Source organism: Pseudomonas sp. QTF5 (assembly GCF_000512695.2).
Classification (GTDB): Bacteria; Pseudomonadota; Gammaproteobacteria; order Pseudomonadales; family Pseudomonadaceae; genus Aquipseudomonas.
Genome location: NZ_AZRW02000042.1, coordinates 1 through 16,058 on the forward strand (window position 1 = coordinate 1; position 16,058 = coordinate 16,058).

Annotated in this window: 13 protein-coding genes and 4 tRNA genes; all 17 read left to right on the forward strand. The window is 55.1% G+C overall.

The window, feature by feature from the left end:
• Positions 1-139 precede the first annotated feature (139 nt).
• The 17 genes from birA (at position 140) to rpsG (ending at position 16,039) form a co-directional block, all read left to right on the forward strand.
• Entirely contained in the window at positions 140-1,099 is a 960-nt protein-coding gene (gene birA, locus IC37_RS24205; protein ID WP_030131218.1) for a bifunctional biotin--[acetyl-CoA-carboxylase] ligase/biotin operon repressor BirA, read from the forward strand.
• Complete coding sequence (locus IC37_RS24210) at positions 1,089-1,838, forward strand: pantothenate kinase (RefSeq protein ID WP_030131217.1); 750 nt, start codon at positions 1,089-1,091, stop codon at positions 1,836-1,838. Before birA ends, IC37_RS24210 begins: the two co-directional genes overlap by 11 nt.
• Positions 1,839-1,845: 7 nt before the next feature.
• Positions 1,846-2,286, forward strand: a complete 441-nt coding sequence (locus IC37_RS24215) for a hypothetical protein (protein ID WP_030131216.1) — start codon at positions 1,846-1,848, stop codon at positions 2,284-2,286.
• Between the two features lie 143 nt (positions 2,287-2,429).
• Positions 2,430-2,514 (forward strand) — tRNA-Tyr (locus tag IC37_RS24220).
• Positions 2,515-2,538: 24 nt separating this feature from the next.
• Positions 2,539-2,612 (forward strand) — tRNA-Gly (locus IC37_RS24225).
• 26 nt (positions 2,613-2,638) lie between these two features.
• Positions 2,639-2,714 (forward strand) — tRNA-Thr (locus tag IC37_RS24230).
• Positions 2,715-2,887: 173 nt separating this feature from the next.
• Positions 2,888-2,963, forward strand: a tRNA-Trp gene (locus IC37_RS24235).
• A gap of 45 nt (positions 2,964-3,008) precedes the next feature.
• A complete protein-coding gene (gene secE / locus IC37_RS24240) occupies positions 3,009-3,377 on the forward strand; it encodes a preprotein translocase subunit SecE (RefSeq protein WP_030131215.1) in 369 nt (122 codons plus the stop codon).
• Positions 3,378-3,386: 9 nt separating this feature from the next.
• The gene (nusG, locus tag IC37_RS24245; RefSeq protein ID WP_007933727.1) at positions 3,387-3,920 is read left to right on the forward strand and encodes a transcription termination/antitermination protein NusG; all 534 of its coding nucleotides are present in this window, start codon (positions 3,387-3,389) and stop codon (positions 3,918-3,920) included.
• 117 nt (positions 3,921-4,037) lie between these two features.
• Positions 4,038-4,469 carry a 50S ribosomal protein L11 gene (rplK, locus tag IC37_RS24250; RefSeq protein ID WP_007933726.1) on the forward strand — a complete coding sequence of 144 codons (432 nt, stop codon included), beginning with the start codon at positions 4,038-4,040 and terminating at the stop codon, positions 4,467-4,469.
• Positions 4,469-5,164 (forward strand): 50S ribosomal protein L1, encoded by a 696-nt coding sequence (rplA, locus tag IC37_RS24255; protein ID WP_003186095.1) that lies wholly within the window; start codon positions 4,469-4,471, stop codon positions 5,162-5,164. Before rplK ends, rplA begins: the two co-directional genes overlap by 1 nt.
• A 198-nt stretch (positions 5,165-5,362) precedes the next feature.
• Positions 5,363-5,863 (forward strand): 50S ribosomal protein L10, encoded by a 501-nt coding sequence (gene rplJ / locus IC37_RS24260; protein ID WP_030131214.1) that lies wholly within the window; start codon positions 5,363-5,365, stop codon positions 5,861-5,863.
• A 75-nt stretch (positions 5,864-5,938) separates the two neighbouring features.
• Positions 5,939-6,304 (forward strand): 50S ribosomal protein L7/L12, encoded by a 366-nt coding sequence (gene rplL / locus IC37_RS24265; RefSeq protein WP_030131213.1) that lies wholly within the window; start codon positions 5,939-5,941, stop codon positions 6,302-6,304.
• A gap of 220 nt (positions 6,305-6,524) precedes the next feature.
• Positions 6,525-10,598, forward strand: coding sequence for a DNA-directed RNA polymerase subunit beta (gene rpoB / locus IC37_RS24270; RefSeq protein WP_095920387.1), 4,074 nt, complete (start codon positions 6,525-6,527; stop codon positions 10,596-10,598).
• Positions 10,599-10,662: 64 nt separating this feature from the next.
• On the forward strand, positions 10,663-14,862 hold the full coding sequence (gene rpoC, locus IC37_RS24275) for a DNA-directed RNA polymerase subunit beta' (RefSeq protein WP_030131212.1): 4,200 nt from the start codon (positions 10,663-10,665) through the stop codon (positions 14,860-14,862).
• A 216-nt stretch (positions 14,863-15,078) separates the two neighbouring features.
• On the forward strand, positions 15,079-15,450 hold the full coding sequence (gene rpsL, locus IC37_RS24280; protein ID WP_002555494.1) for a 30S ribosomal protein S12: 372 nt from the start codon (positions 15,079-15,081) through the stop codon (positions 15,448-15,450).
• Positions 15,451-15,568: 118 nt separating this feature from the next.
• A complete protein-coding gene (rpsG, locus tag IC37_RS24285; RefSeq protein ID WP_002555493.1) occupies positions 15,569-16,039 on the forward strand; it encodes a 30S ribosomal protein S7 in 471 nt (156 codons plus the stop codon).
• The last annotated feature ends 19 nt before the right edge of the window (positions 16,040-16,058 follow it).

The window sequence follows — 16,058 nt, forward strand, 5'->3', positions numbered from 1 at the left end:
AGATTAAATTCCGAAACCCCTATCTGCGTATGCAGGTAGGGGTTTTGTTTTGTCCGCAGGAAAATCTCGCTTGTAGGGTTTCTATGCAACAGCCCGGGGCATGGCTATCATGCGGGCCTCATTGTGAGGCGAGACTTGCATGCTGACGTTGTTAAAGCTTCTTAAGGATGGTCGATTCCATTCGGGCCAGGCCCTGGGTGCTGCCTTGGGCGTCAGTCGTAGCGCTGTATGGAAGCAGCTTCAGCACTTGGAAGCTGAACTCGGTTTATCCATTCACAAAGTGCGCGGTCGCGGCTATCAACTAGCTGCGCCATTGACACTGCTTGATCCTGCGGAAATAAGCGCGCGGGCGCCTTCTTGTGAGTGGCCCATTCTAGTCTTCGACTCAATTGACTCCACCAACGCTGAAGCCTTGCGCGCTATTGAGCGTGGCCAGCCTGCGCCATTTCTGGTGCTCGCTGAGCGACAAACGGCCGGTCGTGGGCGGCGTGGGCGCAAATGGGTCAGCCCGTTCGCGGAAAACATCTATTACAGTCTGGTGCTGCGTATTGATGGTGGGATGCGGCAGCTGGAAGGCTTGAGTCTTGTTGTTGGGCTTGCCGTAATGCAGGCCTTGCGAGAGCTTGGTGTCTCAGGTGTGGGGTTGAAGTGGCCGAATGATGTTCTGGTGGGTCAGCAAAAGATTGCTGGAATACTGCTCGAATTAGTTGGGGATCCTGCTGATGTGTGTCACGTGGTGATCGGTGTCGGAATAAATGTGAACATGCAGATGACCGATGAGGTTGATCAGCAATGGACGTCCATGCGCCTCGAGTCGGGTAAGGCTGTTGATCGCAATCATCTGGTTGCGGAGTTAGGGTTGATGCTCCAGACCTATTTAAATCGCCACCAGGCCGGCGGATTTCCGGTTATCCAGGCGGAGTGGGAGCAAAATCATCTATGGCAGGGGCGGGCGGTATCGTTGATTGCCGGTGTTAGTCAGATAGATGGTGAGGTGCTGGGTATCGATGGCCAGGGTGCCTTGCGCTTGAAGGTGAATGGTGTGGAGAAGGTCTTTAGTGGTGGCGAGCTCAGTCTGAGGTTACGTGATGATTCTTGAGCTCGATTGTGGAAACAGTTTCATCAAGTGGCGTGTGCTCGGCGAGGATGTCAGGCGGGTGGTTGGCGAGGGGGTCGTTGATTCAGATCTCGCATTGCTGGAGAGCTTGAAAGGGCTCAAGGGGCTCGCGCTCATACACTGTCGTTTAGTCAGTGTCAGAACCGCCGAAGAAACCAGTGCGCTGATTTCTCTGCTGACCGAGGCTTTCGGCGTTTCCGTAGTGTGCGCGACACCGGCTCGGGAGGTGTCCGGGGTTCGAAATGGCTATGAGGAGTTTGAGCGGCTAGGGCTTGATCGCTGGCTTGCAATGCTCGGAGGATTTCATCTCGCTTCGGGTGCTTGTCTGGTGCTCGACTTTGGTACGGCTGTTACGGCTGACTTTATTGCAGGGGATGGTGAGCATCTCGGAGGATTTATCTGTCCGGGGATGCCTTTGATGCGCAACCAGCTGCGTACCCATACCCGTAGAATTCGCTATGGAGATCTTGCTGCCGAGCGCGCCTTGGAGAATCTTGTTCCTGGGCGCACAACCGTCGAGGCGGTCGAGCGGGGTTGTTTGCTAATGTTGAGAGGGTTTGTCCTGACTCAGCTAGAGTTGGCGCGCAGCTACTGGGGAGAACAGTTCGCAGTCTTCCTGACTGGAGGGGATGCTGATCTGGTCTCCGAGATTGTGCCCGAGGCCAGGGTGGTTCCAGACCTGGTATTTGTAGGTTTGGCGATGGCGTGTCCCTTGTCCTGAGGTTTTTATGCGTTGGTTGTTCCTGCTGTTGCTTGTTCTCAATGTGTTCTATTACATCTGGCACCAACAAGAGGCTCCTCTGCGCGCAAAGGATGTAACCCCTTTGAGTTTGTATCGGGGTTCGCAGCAGGACATTCGCTTGTTGAGTGAAACGACTGACGCGGCTCGTGATAAAGGAAAGCCTGCCCAGGCAGACGATGGATGCCTCTATCTTGGCGGTTTTGCTCGTCAGGAAGCGGCTCAGGCGGTTGAGCGGCGATTGAGTGGCATGGAAATCAAGTTCGAGTCCTTGCTGAGGGCTCCCGCCGAGTCTGATGGTTACTGGGTGCGCATAGCCCCGGAAAGCCGGCGTTTGCTGGGTGACTTGCAGTTGCAAAACCTTTCTAAAGAATTCAATGAGTTAAAACACAAAATAATGCCGTGCGAGGGGGTTGCACCCGCCGAATAGTTTGCATAGAATGGCGCCCGCTCCGCAGTGAAGACCTTTAACGGTCAACAGCGCGAAGCGAGGTCAACGCAGCTAAGCTCAGGTTTTTAATGAGAAAAATGCTTGACAGAAGGCTGGCATGATGTAGAATGCCGGCTCGCTTAGGAGGGGTTCCCGAGCGGCCAAAGGGATCAGACTGTAAATCTGACGTCTACGACTTCGAAGGTTCGAATCCTTCCCCCTCCACCATTTTTAGCGAGAGCTGCAAGCCTCGCGGGTATAGTTTAGTGGTAGAACCTCAGCCTTCCAAGCTGATGATGCGGGTTCGATTCCCGCTACCCGCTCCAAGTTTGCAGGTTTTTCAAAGTGTTGCGCTCTTGTAGCTCAGTTGGTAGAGCACACCCTTGGTAAGGGTGAGGTCAGCGGTTCAAATCCGCTCAAGAGCTCCATATAACAAGGCAGATATGAAAATATCTGCCTTTGTTTTAATGGCTTGTGGTTGTTCTGTGCTGTGCGCGGGGGTGATTGTTTGCTCTGGTGTCGGTTGGGCAGTCGAGGTCATTGAGTAAGTTGTTGTAAAGTCTTTTTCGGATCGGCATAATGGTCGGCCTGATTTCGTTTTAGGTCAGTAGCTCAATTGGCAGAGCGACGGTCTCCAAAACCGTAGGTTGGGGGTTCGATTCCCTCCTGACCTGCCAGATTCACCAGGTGTATCTGGCTTTCTTTTCACAGGATCTTCATAGATGACTCCTAAAGCTGAAGCTCAAGGCTCTCGCTTCGATCTGCTCAAGTGGCTAGTAGTAGTCGCTTTGGTGGTTGTTGGCGTTGTTGGCAATCAGTATTACTCTGCTTCGCCGATCCTGTACCGTGTACTCGCTTTGCTCGTGATTGCTGCTGTAGCTGCCTTTGTAGGTCTGCAGACAATCAAGGGCAAGTCTTTCTTTGTGCTTGTCAAAGAGGCACGCACCGAGATTCGTAAAGTCGTATGGCCAACTCGCCAGGAAACCACGCAGACCACGTTGATCGTTGTGGCTGTTGTTCTGGTTATGGCGTTGCTGTTGTGGGGGCTTGATTCCCTGCTCGGCTGGCTTGTTTCTTTGATTGTCGGCTAAGGGTGTCCCGTGGCTAAGCGTTGGTATGTTGTGCATGCTTACTCCGGTTACGAGAAGCATGTAATGCGCTCGCTCATTGAGCGCGTAAAGCTGGCTGGCATGGAAGATGGCTTCGGCGAGATTCTGGTCCCCACTGAAGAAGTGGTTGAAATGCGCAATGGCCAGAAGCGCAAAAGCGAGCGCAAATTCTTCCCAGGTTACGTGCTGGTGCAGATGGATATGAACGAGGGTACTTGGCACTTGGTCAAGGATACGCCTCGGGTGATGGGTTTCATTGGCGGTACCGCCGACAAGCCAGCCCCAATTACCGATAAAGAAGCAGAAGCGATTCTGCGTCGCGTTGCTGATGGTAGCGATAAGCCGAAGCCGAAGACGTTGTTCGAGCCAGGCGAGTCGGTGCGTGTCAATGACGGGCCGTTTGCTGATTTTACTGGCACGGTTGAAGAAGTTAACTACGAGAAGAGCCGGATCCAAGTGGCGGTGCTCATTTTCGGTCGCTCTACTCCGGTAGAGCTAGAGTTCAGCCAGGTCGAAAAGGTCTAGCTGATCAAGCATCCCAACCCCACAGTCTTAGGCTGTGGGGTTTTGTCGTCACTGGGATAAACGCGCAAGTAACCGGGGAGCCTTTCGAGGCGTTCGAACCCGTAATTGGAGTGCCTCATGGCCAAGAAGATTACCGCTTACATCAAGCTGCAAGTGAAGGCCGCTCAGGCTAACCCAAGCCCACCTGTTGGTCCTGCTCTGGGTCAGCATGGCGTGAACATCATGGAATTCTGCAAGGCTTTCAATGCCCGTACTCAGGGTCTTGAGCCAGGTCTGCCGACTCCAGTGATCATCACTGTCTACAGCGACCGTAGCTTCACTTTCGAAACCAAATCCACACCTGCTTCGGTTCTGCTGAAGAAGGCTGCTGGTCTGACTAGCGGTTCCGCTCGTCCGAATACCGTTAAGGTTGGCACCGTGACCCGTGCTCAGCTGGAAGAAATCGCGAAAACCAAAAACGCGGATCTGACTGCAGCTGATATGGAAGCAGCCGTGCGTACTATCGCCGGTTCTGCTCGTAGCATGGGCCTTAACGTGGAGGGTGTGTAATGGCTAAGCTGACCAAGCGTCAAAAGGCTATCGCCGGCAAAATCGAAGCAGGCAAGGCCTACAACTTTGTAGATGCTGCTGCTCTGCTGGCTGAGCTGTCGACTGTCAAGTTCAGCGAGTCGTTCGACGTTGCTGTGAACCTGGGTGTTGACCCGCGTAAATCCGACCAGGTTGTTCGTAGCGCTACCGTGCTGCCGCATGGCACTGGCAAGACTGTTCGCGTTGCTGTGTTCACCCAGGGCCCAGCTGCCGAGGCTGCTCTGGCCGCCGGCGCTGACCGTGTAGGTATGGACGACCTGGCTGCCGAAATGAAAGGCGGCGACCTGAACTATGACGTAGTTATCGCATCCCCGGATGCCATGCGCGTTGTTGGTCAGTTGGGTCAGATCCTCGGTCCACGTGGTCTGATGCCTAACCCTAAAGTCGGCACTGTAACTCCAGACGTAGCTACTGCGGTTAAAAACGCCAAGGCTGGTCAGGTTCGTTATCGCACCGACAAAAACGGTATCATCCACACTTCCGTTGGCAAGATCGGCTTCGACGCCGTCAAGCTGAAGGAAAACGTTGAAGCCCTGATCGCTGATCTGAAGCGTATCAAGCCAGCTTCCTCGAAAGGCATTTACGTCAAGCGCGTTACCCTGAGCACCACTATGGGCCCAGGTCTGGTCATCGACCAAAGCTCGCTCGACGCGTAAGACACAGGTTGGCGCAAGCGATTGCGCCAATTGAAAGATTGGGGTCCCTGCCTGGCGGGGGCTATCCAAGACCGTAGGCGGCGCAAGTCTTAAACCACAAGCCTACGCAGATGGTGCTCCCGGTTCCTTACCGAATCAGACACCAAAACGACATCCGGCTTCGGTTGGATGAAACGGTAACAAGCAGGAGTTAAACCCGTGGCAATTAAACTCGAAGACAAGAAGGCCATCGTCGCTGAAGTCAACGAGGCTGCCAAAGTCGCTCTGTCCGCTGTCGTGGCTGATGCCCGTGGCGTAACAGTAGGCGCAATGACCGGACTCCGTAAAGAGGCTCGTGAAGCTGGCGTTTACGTACGTGTCGTACGTAACACCCTGCTCAAGCGCGCTGTTGCTGACACTGAATACAGTGTTCTCAATGACGTGTTCACCGGCCCGACCTTGATTGCATTCTCCAAAGAACATCCGGGCGCTGCTGCTCGTATCTTCAAGGAATTCGCAAAGGGTCAGGACAAGTTCGAGATCAAGGCAGCTGCGTTCGAGGGCAAGTTCCTCGCAGCTAATCAGATCGACGTACTGGCAACCCTGCCGACCCGTGACGAAGCAATTTCTCAGCTGATGAGCGTGATTCAAGGCGCTACCAGCAAGTTGGCTCGTACTCTGGCGGCAATTCGCGACCAGAAAGAAGCTGCTGCAGCCTAAGGCTCGTCAACTTCTCGCGTTTTTTGTTTTTTTCGATGGTCGCGTAGGCCGTCCCCAATATCAGGAATTAGATTCATGTCTATCTCTCAGAACGATATCCTTGAAGCAGTTGGCAACATGTCCGTAATGGAAGTTGTTGAGCTGATCAAAGCTTTCGAAGAAAAATTCGGCGTTACCGCTGCTGCTGCATCGGCTGGTCCAGCTGCTGCTGCCGCTGTTGTTGAAGAGCAAACCGAATTCAACGTCATGCTGCAAGAAGCTGGCGAGAAGAAAGTAAACGTGATCAAGGCAGTACGTGAACTGACCGGTCTGGGCCTGAAAGAAGCCAAGGCTGTAGTTGATGGCGCTCCTGCCATGGTTCTGGAAGCTGTTTCGAAAGACGCAGCTGACAAAGCCAAAGCAACTCTGGAAGAAGCAGGCGCTAAAGTCGAGCTGAAGTAAGCATCGACTTTGCACCTCCAGCCCGAGCGTTAAGCGAAAGGCTGATGGCTGGTGGCTCTTGCCACCGGCCTTTTTCCGTTATTGGCAGCCGACTGGGTCGGTGCTGGTAACGAGCTGTAACCACCCGATGCGGTGGCGCAAACCATGGGGTTTGCACGATTTTCTGGCTGCTCCCGTCGGGAGGGGCCAAACAAGCAGGTGACCAAGCTGGGGAACGCTGATGGCTTACTCATATACTGAGAAAAAACGTATCCGCAAGGACTTTAGCAAGTTGCCGGACGTCATGGATGTGCCGTATCTCCTGGCAATCCAGCTGGATTCGTATCGTGAATTCTTGCAGGCGGGAGCGACTAAAGATCAGTTCCGCGACGTGGGCCTGCATGCGGCCTTCAAATCCGTTTTCCCGATCATCAGCTACTCCGGCAATGCTGCGCTGGAGTACGTCGGTTATCGCCTGGGCGAACCGGCATTTGATGTCAAAGAATGCGTATTGCGCGGTGTAACTTACGCCGTACCTTTGCGGGTAAAAGTGCGCCTGATCATTTTCGACAAAGAATCGTCGAACAAAGCGATCAAGGACATCAAAGAGCAAGAAGTCTACATGGGTGAAATCCCCCTGATGACTGAGAACGGTACCTTTGTAATCAACGGTACCGAGCGTGTAATCGTTTCCCAGCTGCACCGTTCCCCGGGCGTGTTCTTCGACCACGACCGTGGCAAGACGCACAGCTCTGGCAAACTCCTGTACTCCGCGCGCATCATTCCTTACCGCGGTTCGTGGCTGGACTTCGAGTTCGACCCGAAAGACTGCGTGTTCGTGCGTATCGACCGTCGTCGCAAGCTGCCTGCATCGGTACTGCTGCGCGCGCTGGGCTATACCACTGAAGAAGTGCTGGACGCGTTCTACACCACCAACGTCTTCCACGTGCAAGGTGAAAACCTCAGCCTGGAACTGGTGCCTCAGCGCCTGCGTGGTGAAATTGCTGTCCTGGATATCCTGGATGACAAAGGCAAGGTTATTGTCGAGCAAGGTCGTCGTATTACTGCTCGCCACATCAACCAGCTGGAAAAAGCAGGGATCAAAGAGCTGCAAGTGCCTCTGGACTACGTCCTGGGTCGCACTACCGCCAAGGTCATCGTGCATCCGGCAACCGGCGAAATCCTGGCAGAGTGCAACACCGAGCTGAACACCGAAATCCTGGCAAAAATCGCCAAGTCTCAGGTTGTTCGTATCGAAACTCTGTACACCAACGATATCGACTGCGGTCCGTTCGTCTCCGACACTCTGAAGATCGACTCCACCAGCAACCAATTGGAAGCGCTGGTCGAGATCTATCGCATGATGCGTCCTGGCGAGCCGCCAACCAAAGACGCTGCCGAAACCCTGTTCAACAACCTGTTCTTCAGCCCTGAGCGCTATGACCTGTCTGCGGTCGGCCGGATGAAGTTCAACCGTCGTATCGGTCGTACCGAGATCGAAGGTTCGGGCGTGTTGTGCAAAGAAGACATCGTCGCGGTACTGAAGACTCTGGTCGACATCCGTAACGGTAAAGGCATCGTCGATGACATCGACCACCTGGGTAACCGTCGTGTTCGCTGTGTAGGCGAAATGGCCGAGAACCAGTTCCGCGTTGGCCTGGTACGTGTTGAGCGTGCGGTCAAAGAGCGTCTGTCGATGGCTGAAAGCGAAGGCCTGATGCCGCAAGACCTGATCAACGCCAAGCCAGTGGCTGCGGCGGTGAAAGAGTTCTTCGGTTCCAGCCAGCTTTCCCAGTTCATGGACCAGAACAACCCGCTGTCCGAGATCACCCACAAGCGTCGTGTTTCTGCACTCGGCCCTGGCGGTTTGACTCGTGAGCGTGCTGGCTTTGAAGTTCGTGACGTACACCCGACTCACTACGGTCGTGTATGTCCGATTGAAACGCCGGAAGGTCCGAACATCGGTCTGATCAACTCCTTGGCTGCCTATGCGCGCACCAACCAGTACGGCTTCCTCGAGAGCCCGTACCGTGTGGTGAAAGACGCTCTGGTCACCGACGAGATCGTGTTCCTGTCCGCCATCGAAGAAGCTGATCACGTGATCGCTCAGGCTTCGGCCACGATGAACGACAAGAAAGTCCTGATCGACGAGCTGGTAGCTGTTCGTCACTTGAACGAGTTCACCGTCAAGGCGCCGGAAGACGTCACCTTGATGGACGTATCGCCGAAGCAGGTAGTTTCGGTTGCAGCGTCGCTGATCCCGTTCCTCGAGCACGACGACGCCAACCGTGCGTTGATGGGTTCGAACATGCAGCGTCAAGCTGTACCAACCCTGCGCGCTGACAAGCCGCTGGTCGGTACCGGCATGGAGCGTAACGTAGCCCGTGACTCCGGCGTTTGCGTCGTGGCTCGTCGTGGCGGCGTGATCGATTCCGTCGACGCCAGCCGTATCGTGGTTCGTGTTGCTGATGACGAAGTTGAAACCGGCGAAGCTGGTGTCGACATCTACAACCTGACCAAGTACACCCGCTCCAACCAGAACACCTGCATCAACCAGCGTCCGCTGGTGCGTAAAGGTGATCGGGTTCAGCGCAGCGACATCATGGCCGACGGTCCGTCCACGGATATGGGTGAACTGGCTCTGGGTCAGAACATGCGTATCGCGTTCATGGCATGGAACGGCTTCAACTTCGAAGACTCCATCTGCCTGTCCGAGCGTGTTGTTCAGGAAGACCGCTTCACCACGATCCACATTCAGGAACTGACCTGTGTGGCACGTGACACCAAGCTTGGGCCAGAGGAAATCACTGCAGACATCCCGAACGTGGGTGAAGCTGCACTGAACAAACTGGACGAAGCCGGTATCGTTTACGTAGGTGCTGAAGTTGGCGCAGGCGACATTCTGGTCGGTAAGGTCACTCCGAAAGGCGAGACTCAACTGACTCCAGAAGAGAAGCTGTTGCGTGCGATCTTCGGTGAAAAAGCCAGCGACGTTAAGGACACCTCCCTGCGTGTGCCTACCGGCACCAAGGGTACCGTCATCGACGTACAGGTCTTCACCCGCGACGGCGTTGAGCGTGATGCTCGTGCACTGTCGATCGAGAAGACTCAACTCGACGAGATCCGCAAGGATCTGAACGAAGAGTTCCGTATCGTTGAAGGCGCTACTTTCGAACGTCTGCGTTCCGCTCTGGTCGGCCACAAAGCCGAAGGCGGCGCCGGTCTGAAGAAAGGTCAGGACATCACCGACGAAATTCTCGACGGTCTTGAGCATGGTCAGTGGTTCAAACTGCGCATGGCTGAAGATGCTCTGAACGAGCAGCTCGAGAAGGCTCAGGCCTACATCGTTGATCGTCGCCGTCTGCTGGACGACAAGTTCGAAGACAAGAAGCGCAAACTGCAGCAAGGCGATGACCTGGCTCCAGGCGTGCTGAAAATCGTCAAGGTTTACCTGGCAATCCGTCGTCGCATCCAGCCGGGCGACAAGATGGCCGGTCGTCACGGTAACAAAGGTGTGGTCTCCGTGATCATGCCGGTTGAAGACATGCCGCACGATGCCAATGGCACCCCGGTCGACGTCGTCCTCAACCCATTGGGCGTACCTTCGCGTATGAACGTTGGTCAGATCCTTGAAACCCACCTGGGCCTCGCGGCCAAAGGTCTGGGCGAGAAGATCAACCGGATGGTCGAGGAGCAACGTAAAGTTGCCGAACTTCGCACCTTCCTGGACGAGATCTACAACCAGATCGGCGGTCGTAACGAAGATCTGGATAGCTTCTCCGACCAGGAAATCCTGGATCTGGCGAAGAACCTGCGTGGTGGCGTACCAATGGCCACTCCAGTGTTCGACGGCGCCAAGGAAAGCGAAATCAAGGCAATGCTGAAACTGGCAGACCTGCCAGAAAGCGGCCAGATGCAGCTGACTGACGGCCGTACCGGCAACAAGTTCGAGCGCCCGGTTACTGTTGGCTACATGTACATGCTGAAGCTGAACCACTTGGTAGACGACAAGATGCACGCTCGTTCTACCGGTTCGTACAGCCTGGTTACCCAGCAGCCGCTGGGTGGTAAGGCACAGTTCGGTGGTCAGCGTTTCGGGGAGATGGAGGTCTGGGCACTGGAAGCATACGGTGCTGCTTACACTCTGCAAGAAATGCTCACAGTGAAGTCGGACGATGTGAACGGTCGGACCAAGATGTACAAAAACATCGTGGACGGCGATCACCGTATGGAGCCGGGCATGCCCGAGTCCTTCAACGTGTTGATCAAAGAAATTCGTTCCCTCGGCATCGATATCGATCTGGAAACCGAATAACACGTGACGCGAATCGAGAGCGGGGCAGGATTGCCCGCTCTCTGCTCCGCCAGGAGGAAAGGCCTTGAAAGACCTACTGAATTTGCTGAAAAACCAGGGTCAAGTCGAAGAGTTCGACGCCATCCGTATCGGATTGGCATCGCCTGAGATGATCCGTTCGTGGTCGTTCGGTGAAGTTAAAAAGCCGGAAACCATCAACTACCGTACGTTCAAACCTGAGCGTGACGGCCTGTTCTGCGCCAAGATCTTTGGCCCGGTAAAGGATTACGAGTGCCTGTGCGGTAAGTACAAGCGCTTGAAGCACCGTGGTGTGATCTGCGAGAAGTGCGGCGTTGAAGTCGCGCTGGCAAAAGTTCGTCGTGAGCGCATGGCGCACATCGAACTGGCCTCGCCAGTTGCCCACATCTGGTTCCTGAAATCGCTGCCGTCCCGTATCGGTTTGCTGATGGACATGACCCTGCGTGATATCGAACGCGTTCTCTACTTCGAGAGCTATGTCGTTATCGATCCAGGCATGACCACCCTTGAAAAAGGTCAGCTGCTCAACGACGAGCAGTACTTCGAAGCGCTGGAAGAGTTCGGCGATGATTTCGATGCCCGCATGGGTGCCGAAGCTGTCCGTGAACTGCTGCACGCTATCGACCTGGAGCACGAGATTGGCCGCCTGCGTGAAGAAATTCCGCAAACCAACTCCGAAACCAAGATCAAGAAGCTGTCCAAGCGTCTGAAGTTGATGGAAGCCTTCCAGGGTTCCGGCAACCTGCCAGAGTGGATGGTGCTGACCGTTCTGCCGGTTCTGCCGCCAGATCTGCGTCCACTGGTCCCGCTGGATGGCGGTCGCTTCGCGACTTCCGACCTCAACGATCTGTATCGTCGAGTGATCAACCGTAACAACCGCTTGAAGCGTCTGCTCGATCTGTCCGCTCCGGACATCATCGTGCGCAACGAAAAGCGTATGTTGCAGGAAGCTGTCGACGCACTGCTCGACAACGGTCGTCGTGGTCGCGCTATCACCGGTTCCAACAAGCGTCCTCTGAAATCCCTGGCTGACATGATCAAGGGTAAGCAGGGTCGTTTCCGTCAGAACTTGCTCGGTAAGCGTGTTGACTACTCCGGTCGTTCGGTAATTACCGTTGGTCCGACCCTGCGTCTGCACCAGTGCGGTCTGCCGAAGAAGATGGCCCTCGAGCTGTTCAAGCCGTTCATTTTCGGCAAGCTGGAAATGCGTGGTCTTGCTACCACCATCAAAGCTGCCAAGAAGATGGTCGAGCGCGAGCTGCCAGAGGTTTGGGACGTTCTCGCTGAAGTGATTCGCGAACACCCGGTTCTCCTCAACCGTGCACCGACCCTTCACCGTCTGGGTATCCAGGCGTTTGAACCGGTACTGATCGAAGGTAAGGCTATCCAGCTGCACCCTCTGGTCTGTGCTGCGTACAACGCCGACTTCGACGGCGACCAAATGGCCGTGCACGTACCGCTGACACTGGAAGCCCAGTTGGAAGCGCGTGCGTTGATGATGTCGACCAACAACATTCTGTCGCCAGCCAACGGTGAGCCAATCATCGTTCCGTCGCAGGACGTTGTATTGGGTTTGTACTACATGACTCGTGAAGCGATCAACGCCAAGGGCGAAGGTCGTGTGTTCGCGGATCTGCAGGAAGTTGACCGTGTGTTCCGTGCCGGCGAAGCCGCACTGCACGCCAAGGTCAAAGTGCGGATCAACGAAACCGTCAACGATCGTGATGGTGGCAGCGTCAAGAACACCCGTATCGTCGACACCACTGTCGGCCGTGCGCTGTTGTTCCAGGTTGTTCCACCAGGCCTGTCGTACGACGTCGTCAACCAGCCGATGAAGAAAAAGGCGATCTCCAAGCTGATCAACCAATGCTATCGCGTGGTTGGTTTGAAAGAGACCGTAATCTTCGCTGACCAGTTGATGTACACCGGTTTTGCTTATTCGACCATCTCCGGCGTTTCCATCGGTGTTAACGACTTCGTTATCCCGGACGAAAAAGCCCGCATCATCGGTGCAGCCACCGACGAAGTGAAAGAGATCGAAAGTCAGTACGCCTCCGGCCTGGTAACCCAGGGCGAGAAGTACAACAAAGTGATCGACCTTTGGTCCAAGGCGAACGACGAAGTTTCCAAGGCGATGATGGCCAACCTCTCGAAAGAGAAAGTCATCGACCGTCATGGCGTCGAAGTCGACCAAGAGTCTTTCAACTCGATGTACATGATGGCCGACTCGGGCGCACGGGGTTCTGCTGCGCAGATCCGTCAGCTCGCCGGTATGCGTGGCCTGATGGCCAAGCCGGACGGTTCCATCATCGAAACGCCAATTACTGCGAACTTCCGTGAAGGTTTGAGCGTACTTCAGTACTTCATCTCCACTCACGGTGCTCGTAAAGGTTTGGCGGATACCGCGTTGAAAACTGCGAACTCCGGTTACCTGACTCGTCGTCTGGTAGACGTTGCGCAGGATCTGGTTGTGACCGAGATCGATTGCGGCACCGAGCATGGCCTGGTAATGACTCCGCACATTGAAGGCGGTGACGTTGTTGAGCCGTTGGGTGAGCGCGTATTGGGTCGTGTCATTGCCCGTGACGTGTTCAAGCCAGGTACTGAAGAAGTTATCGTTCCTGCCGGTACGCTGGTAGACGAGAAGTGGGTCGAGTTCATCGAGCTGAACAGCATCGATGAAGTGATCGTGCGTTCGCCGATCAGCTGCGAAACCCGCTACGGCATTTGCGCCAAGTGCTACGGCCGTGATCTGGCTCGTGGTCACCAGGTGAACATCGGTGAAGCGGTCGGCGTTATCGCTGCCCAGTCCATCGGTGAGCCGGGTACCCAGCTGACCATGCGTACGTTCCACATCGGTGGTGCGGCAAGCCGGACCTCCGCGGCCGACAGCGTTCAGGTGAAGAATGGCGGTACCGTCCGTCTGCATAACCTGAAGCACGTTGAGCGAGTGGATGGTTGCCTGGTTGCTGTGTCCCGTTCCGGTGAGCTGGCAATCGCTGATGACTTCGGTCGTGAGCGCGAGCGTTACAAGCTGCCGTACGGTGCTGTGATTTCGGTTAAAGAAGGTGACAAGGTCGACGCTGGCGCAATCGTGGCCAAGTGGGATCCGCACACTCACCCAATCGTTACCGAAATGAAAGGTACCGTGACCTACGTGGGCATGGAAGAAGGCATCACGATCAAGCGTCAGACTGACGAATTGACCGGTATGACCAACATTGAAGTACTCGACGCCAAAGACCGTCCAGCTGCCGGTAAAGATATCCGTCCTGCTGTGAAGATGGTTGATGACAACGGCAAGGATCTCTTGCTGCCGGGTACCGACGTAATTGCTCAGTACTTCCTGCCTGCTAACGCCCTGGTTGGTGTAGCGGACGGTGCGAAAATCGCGATCGGTGATGTTATCGCTCGTATTCCGCAAGAGACTTCGAAAACCCGCGACATCACCGGTGGTTTGCCGCGTGTTGCCGACTTGTTCGAAGCCCGTCGTCCGAAAGAAGCCTCGATTCTGGCTGAAGTCAGCGGCACCATCGCGTTCGGTAAAGAGACCAAAGGCAAGCGCCGTCTGGTTATCACCCCGAATGACGGTAGCGATCCGTACGAAGAGCTGATTCCGAAGTGGCGTCACCTGAACGTGTTCGAAGGCGAACAGGTAAACCGCGGCGAAGTTATCTCCGACGGCCCGAGCGATCCACACGACATCCTGCGTCTGCTGGGTGTGAGTGCGCTGGCCAAGTACATCGTGAACGAGATCCAGGACGTTTATCGTCTGCAAGGCGTGAAGATCAACGATAAGCACATCGAGACCATCCTGCGTCAGATGCTGCGTAAAGTTGAAATCGCTGAATCCGGCGATTCCAGTTTCATCAAGGGCGACCAGATGGAATTGACTCACGTTCTGGTAGAGAACGAGCGTCTGGCTGGCGACGAGAAATTCGTTTCCAAGTTCACTCGCGTACTGCTGGGTATCACCAAGGCGTCGTTGTCCACCGAATCGTTCATCTCGGCGGCTTCCTTCCAGGAAACCACTCGCGTACTGACCGAAGCGGCGGTAACCGGCAAGCGCGATTACCTGCGCGGCCTGAAAGAAAACGTAGTCGTGGGTCGTCTGATCCCGGCAGGTACCGGTCTGGCTTATCACAGCGAGCGCAAGCGCCGCCGTGAAGCGGACAAACCGTTGCGCGTAAGCGCCAGTGAAGTGGAAGCTGCACTGACCGAAGCGCTGAACTCAAGCGGTAACTGAGTTTTGCGATAAATGAGCGTAAGGCCCTGGCCGTTCCGTTCATCGAATCGAGACAATTTGTCGAGGTTGGATGAGCGGGGAGGTCGGGGCCTTGCCTTGACTGGGGGCAAGATCCTCTTTAGACTCTTGTACCCCTAAATTTGGCGGGAATTCGTTCCTGCCATTTTGCTTTTCTTGCAAGACAATAGCGTCGCAAGACAACAGTGGAGCTAGTAGATGGCAACTATCAACCAGCTGGTACGTCAGCCGCGTAAGCGTATCGTCGAGAAATCCGACGTACCTGCGCTGCAGAACTGCCCGCAACGTCGTGGCGTATGCACCCGTGTGTATACCACCACGCCGAAAAAACCTAACTCGGCACTGCGTAAAGTATGCCGTGTGCGTCTGACCAACGGTTTCGAGGTTTCCTCGTACATCGGCGGTGAAGGCCACAACCTGCAAGAGCACAGCGTGGTACTGATCCGCGGCGGTCGTGTAAAAGACTTGCCAGGTGTTCGTTACCACACCGTACGCGGTTCTTTGGATACTTCCGGCGTTAAAGGTCGTAACCAGGGTCGTTCGAAGTACGGTACCAAGAAGCCTAAGTAGTAGTGGCTTTTTGTAAAAACTGATTTTCTATTTTTCTGAGTCGATAAGAGTAAGGTCGGAGGCGTCCCGAAAGGGCACCGATTCCGAGCGAACCTGAAGACCGTTTGAGGGCTTATCCATGCCAAGAAGACGCGTAGCAGCCAAGCGCGAAGTGCTTGACGATCCAAAATACGGCAGCCAGATCCTGGCCAAGTTCATGAACCACGTAATGGAAAGCGGCAAGAAAGCCGTTGCCGAGCGTATCGTTTATGGCGCGCTGGAAAAGGTTAAAGAACGCAAGAACAGCGATCCCCTGGAAATCTTCGAGAAAGCTCTCGACGCCATCGCTCCGCTGGTCGAAGTGAAGTCGCGCCGTGTAGGCGGTGCTACTTACCAGGTTCCGGTCGAAGTTCGTCCGTCCCGTCGTAACGCTCTGGCAATGCGCTGGTTGGTAGACTTCGCTCGCAAGCGCGGCGAGAAGTCTATGGCTCTGCGTTTGGCTGGCGAACTGTTGGACGCCGCTGAAGGCAAAGGTGCTGCAGTTAAGAAGCGTGAAGACGTGCACCGTATGGCTGAAGCCAACAAGGCTTTCTCGCACTACCGCTTCTAATTTTAGCGTCACTAATTTT

Coding starts and splice junctions, on each gene's coding strand:
- secE (WP_030131215.1), top strand. CDS start 3,009: ATGACTCCTAAAGCTGAAGCTCAAGGCTCTCGCTTCGATCTGCTCAAG.
- birA (WP_030131218.1), top strand. CDS start 140: ATGCTGACGTTGTTAAAGCTTCTTAAGGATGGTCGATTCCATTCGGGC.
- rpsG (WP_002555493.1), top strand. CDS start 15,569: ATGCCAAGAAGACGCGTAGCAGCCAAGCGCGAAGTGCTTGACGATCCA.
- rplL (WP_030131213.1), top strand. CDS start 5,939: ATGTCTATCTCTCAGAACGATATCCTTGAAGCAGTTGGCAACATGTCC.
- rpoB (WP_095920387.1), top strand. CDS start 6,525: ATGGCTTACTCATATACTGAGAAAAAACGTATCCGCAAGGACTTTAGC.
- rpsL (WP_002555494.1), top strand. CDS start 15,079: ATGGCAACTATCAACCAGCTGGTACGTCAGCCGCGTAAGCGTATCGTC.
- IC37_RS24215 (WP_030131216.1), top strand. CDS start 1,846: ATGCGTTGGTTGTTCCTGCTGTTGCTTGTTCTCAATGTGTTCTATTAC.
- IC37_RS24210 (WP_030131217.1), top strand. CDS start 1,089: ATGATTCTTGAGCTCGATTGTGGAAACAGTTTCATCAAGTGGCGTGTG.
- rplK (WP_007933726.1), top strand. CDS start 4,038: ATGGCCAAGAAGATTACCGCTTACATCAAGCTGCAAGTGAAGGCCGCT.
- rplA (WP_003186095.1), top strand. CDS start 4,469: ATGGCTAAGCTGACCAAGCGTCAAAAGGCTATCGCCGGCAAAATCGAA.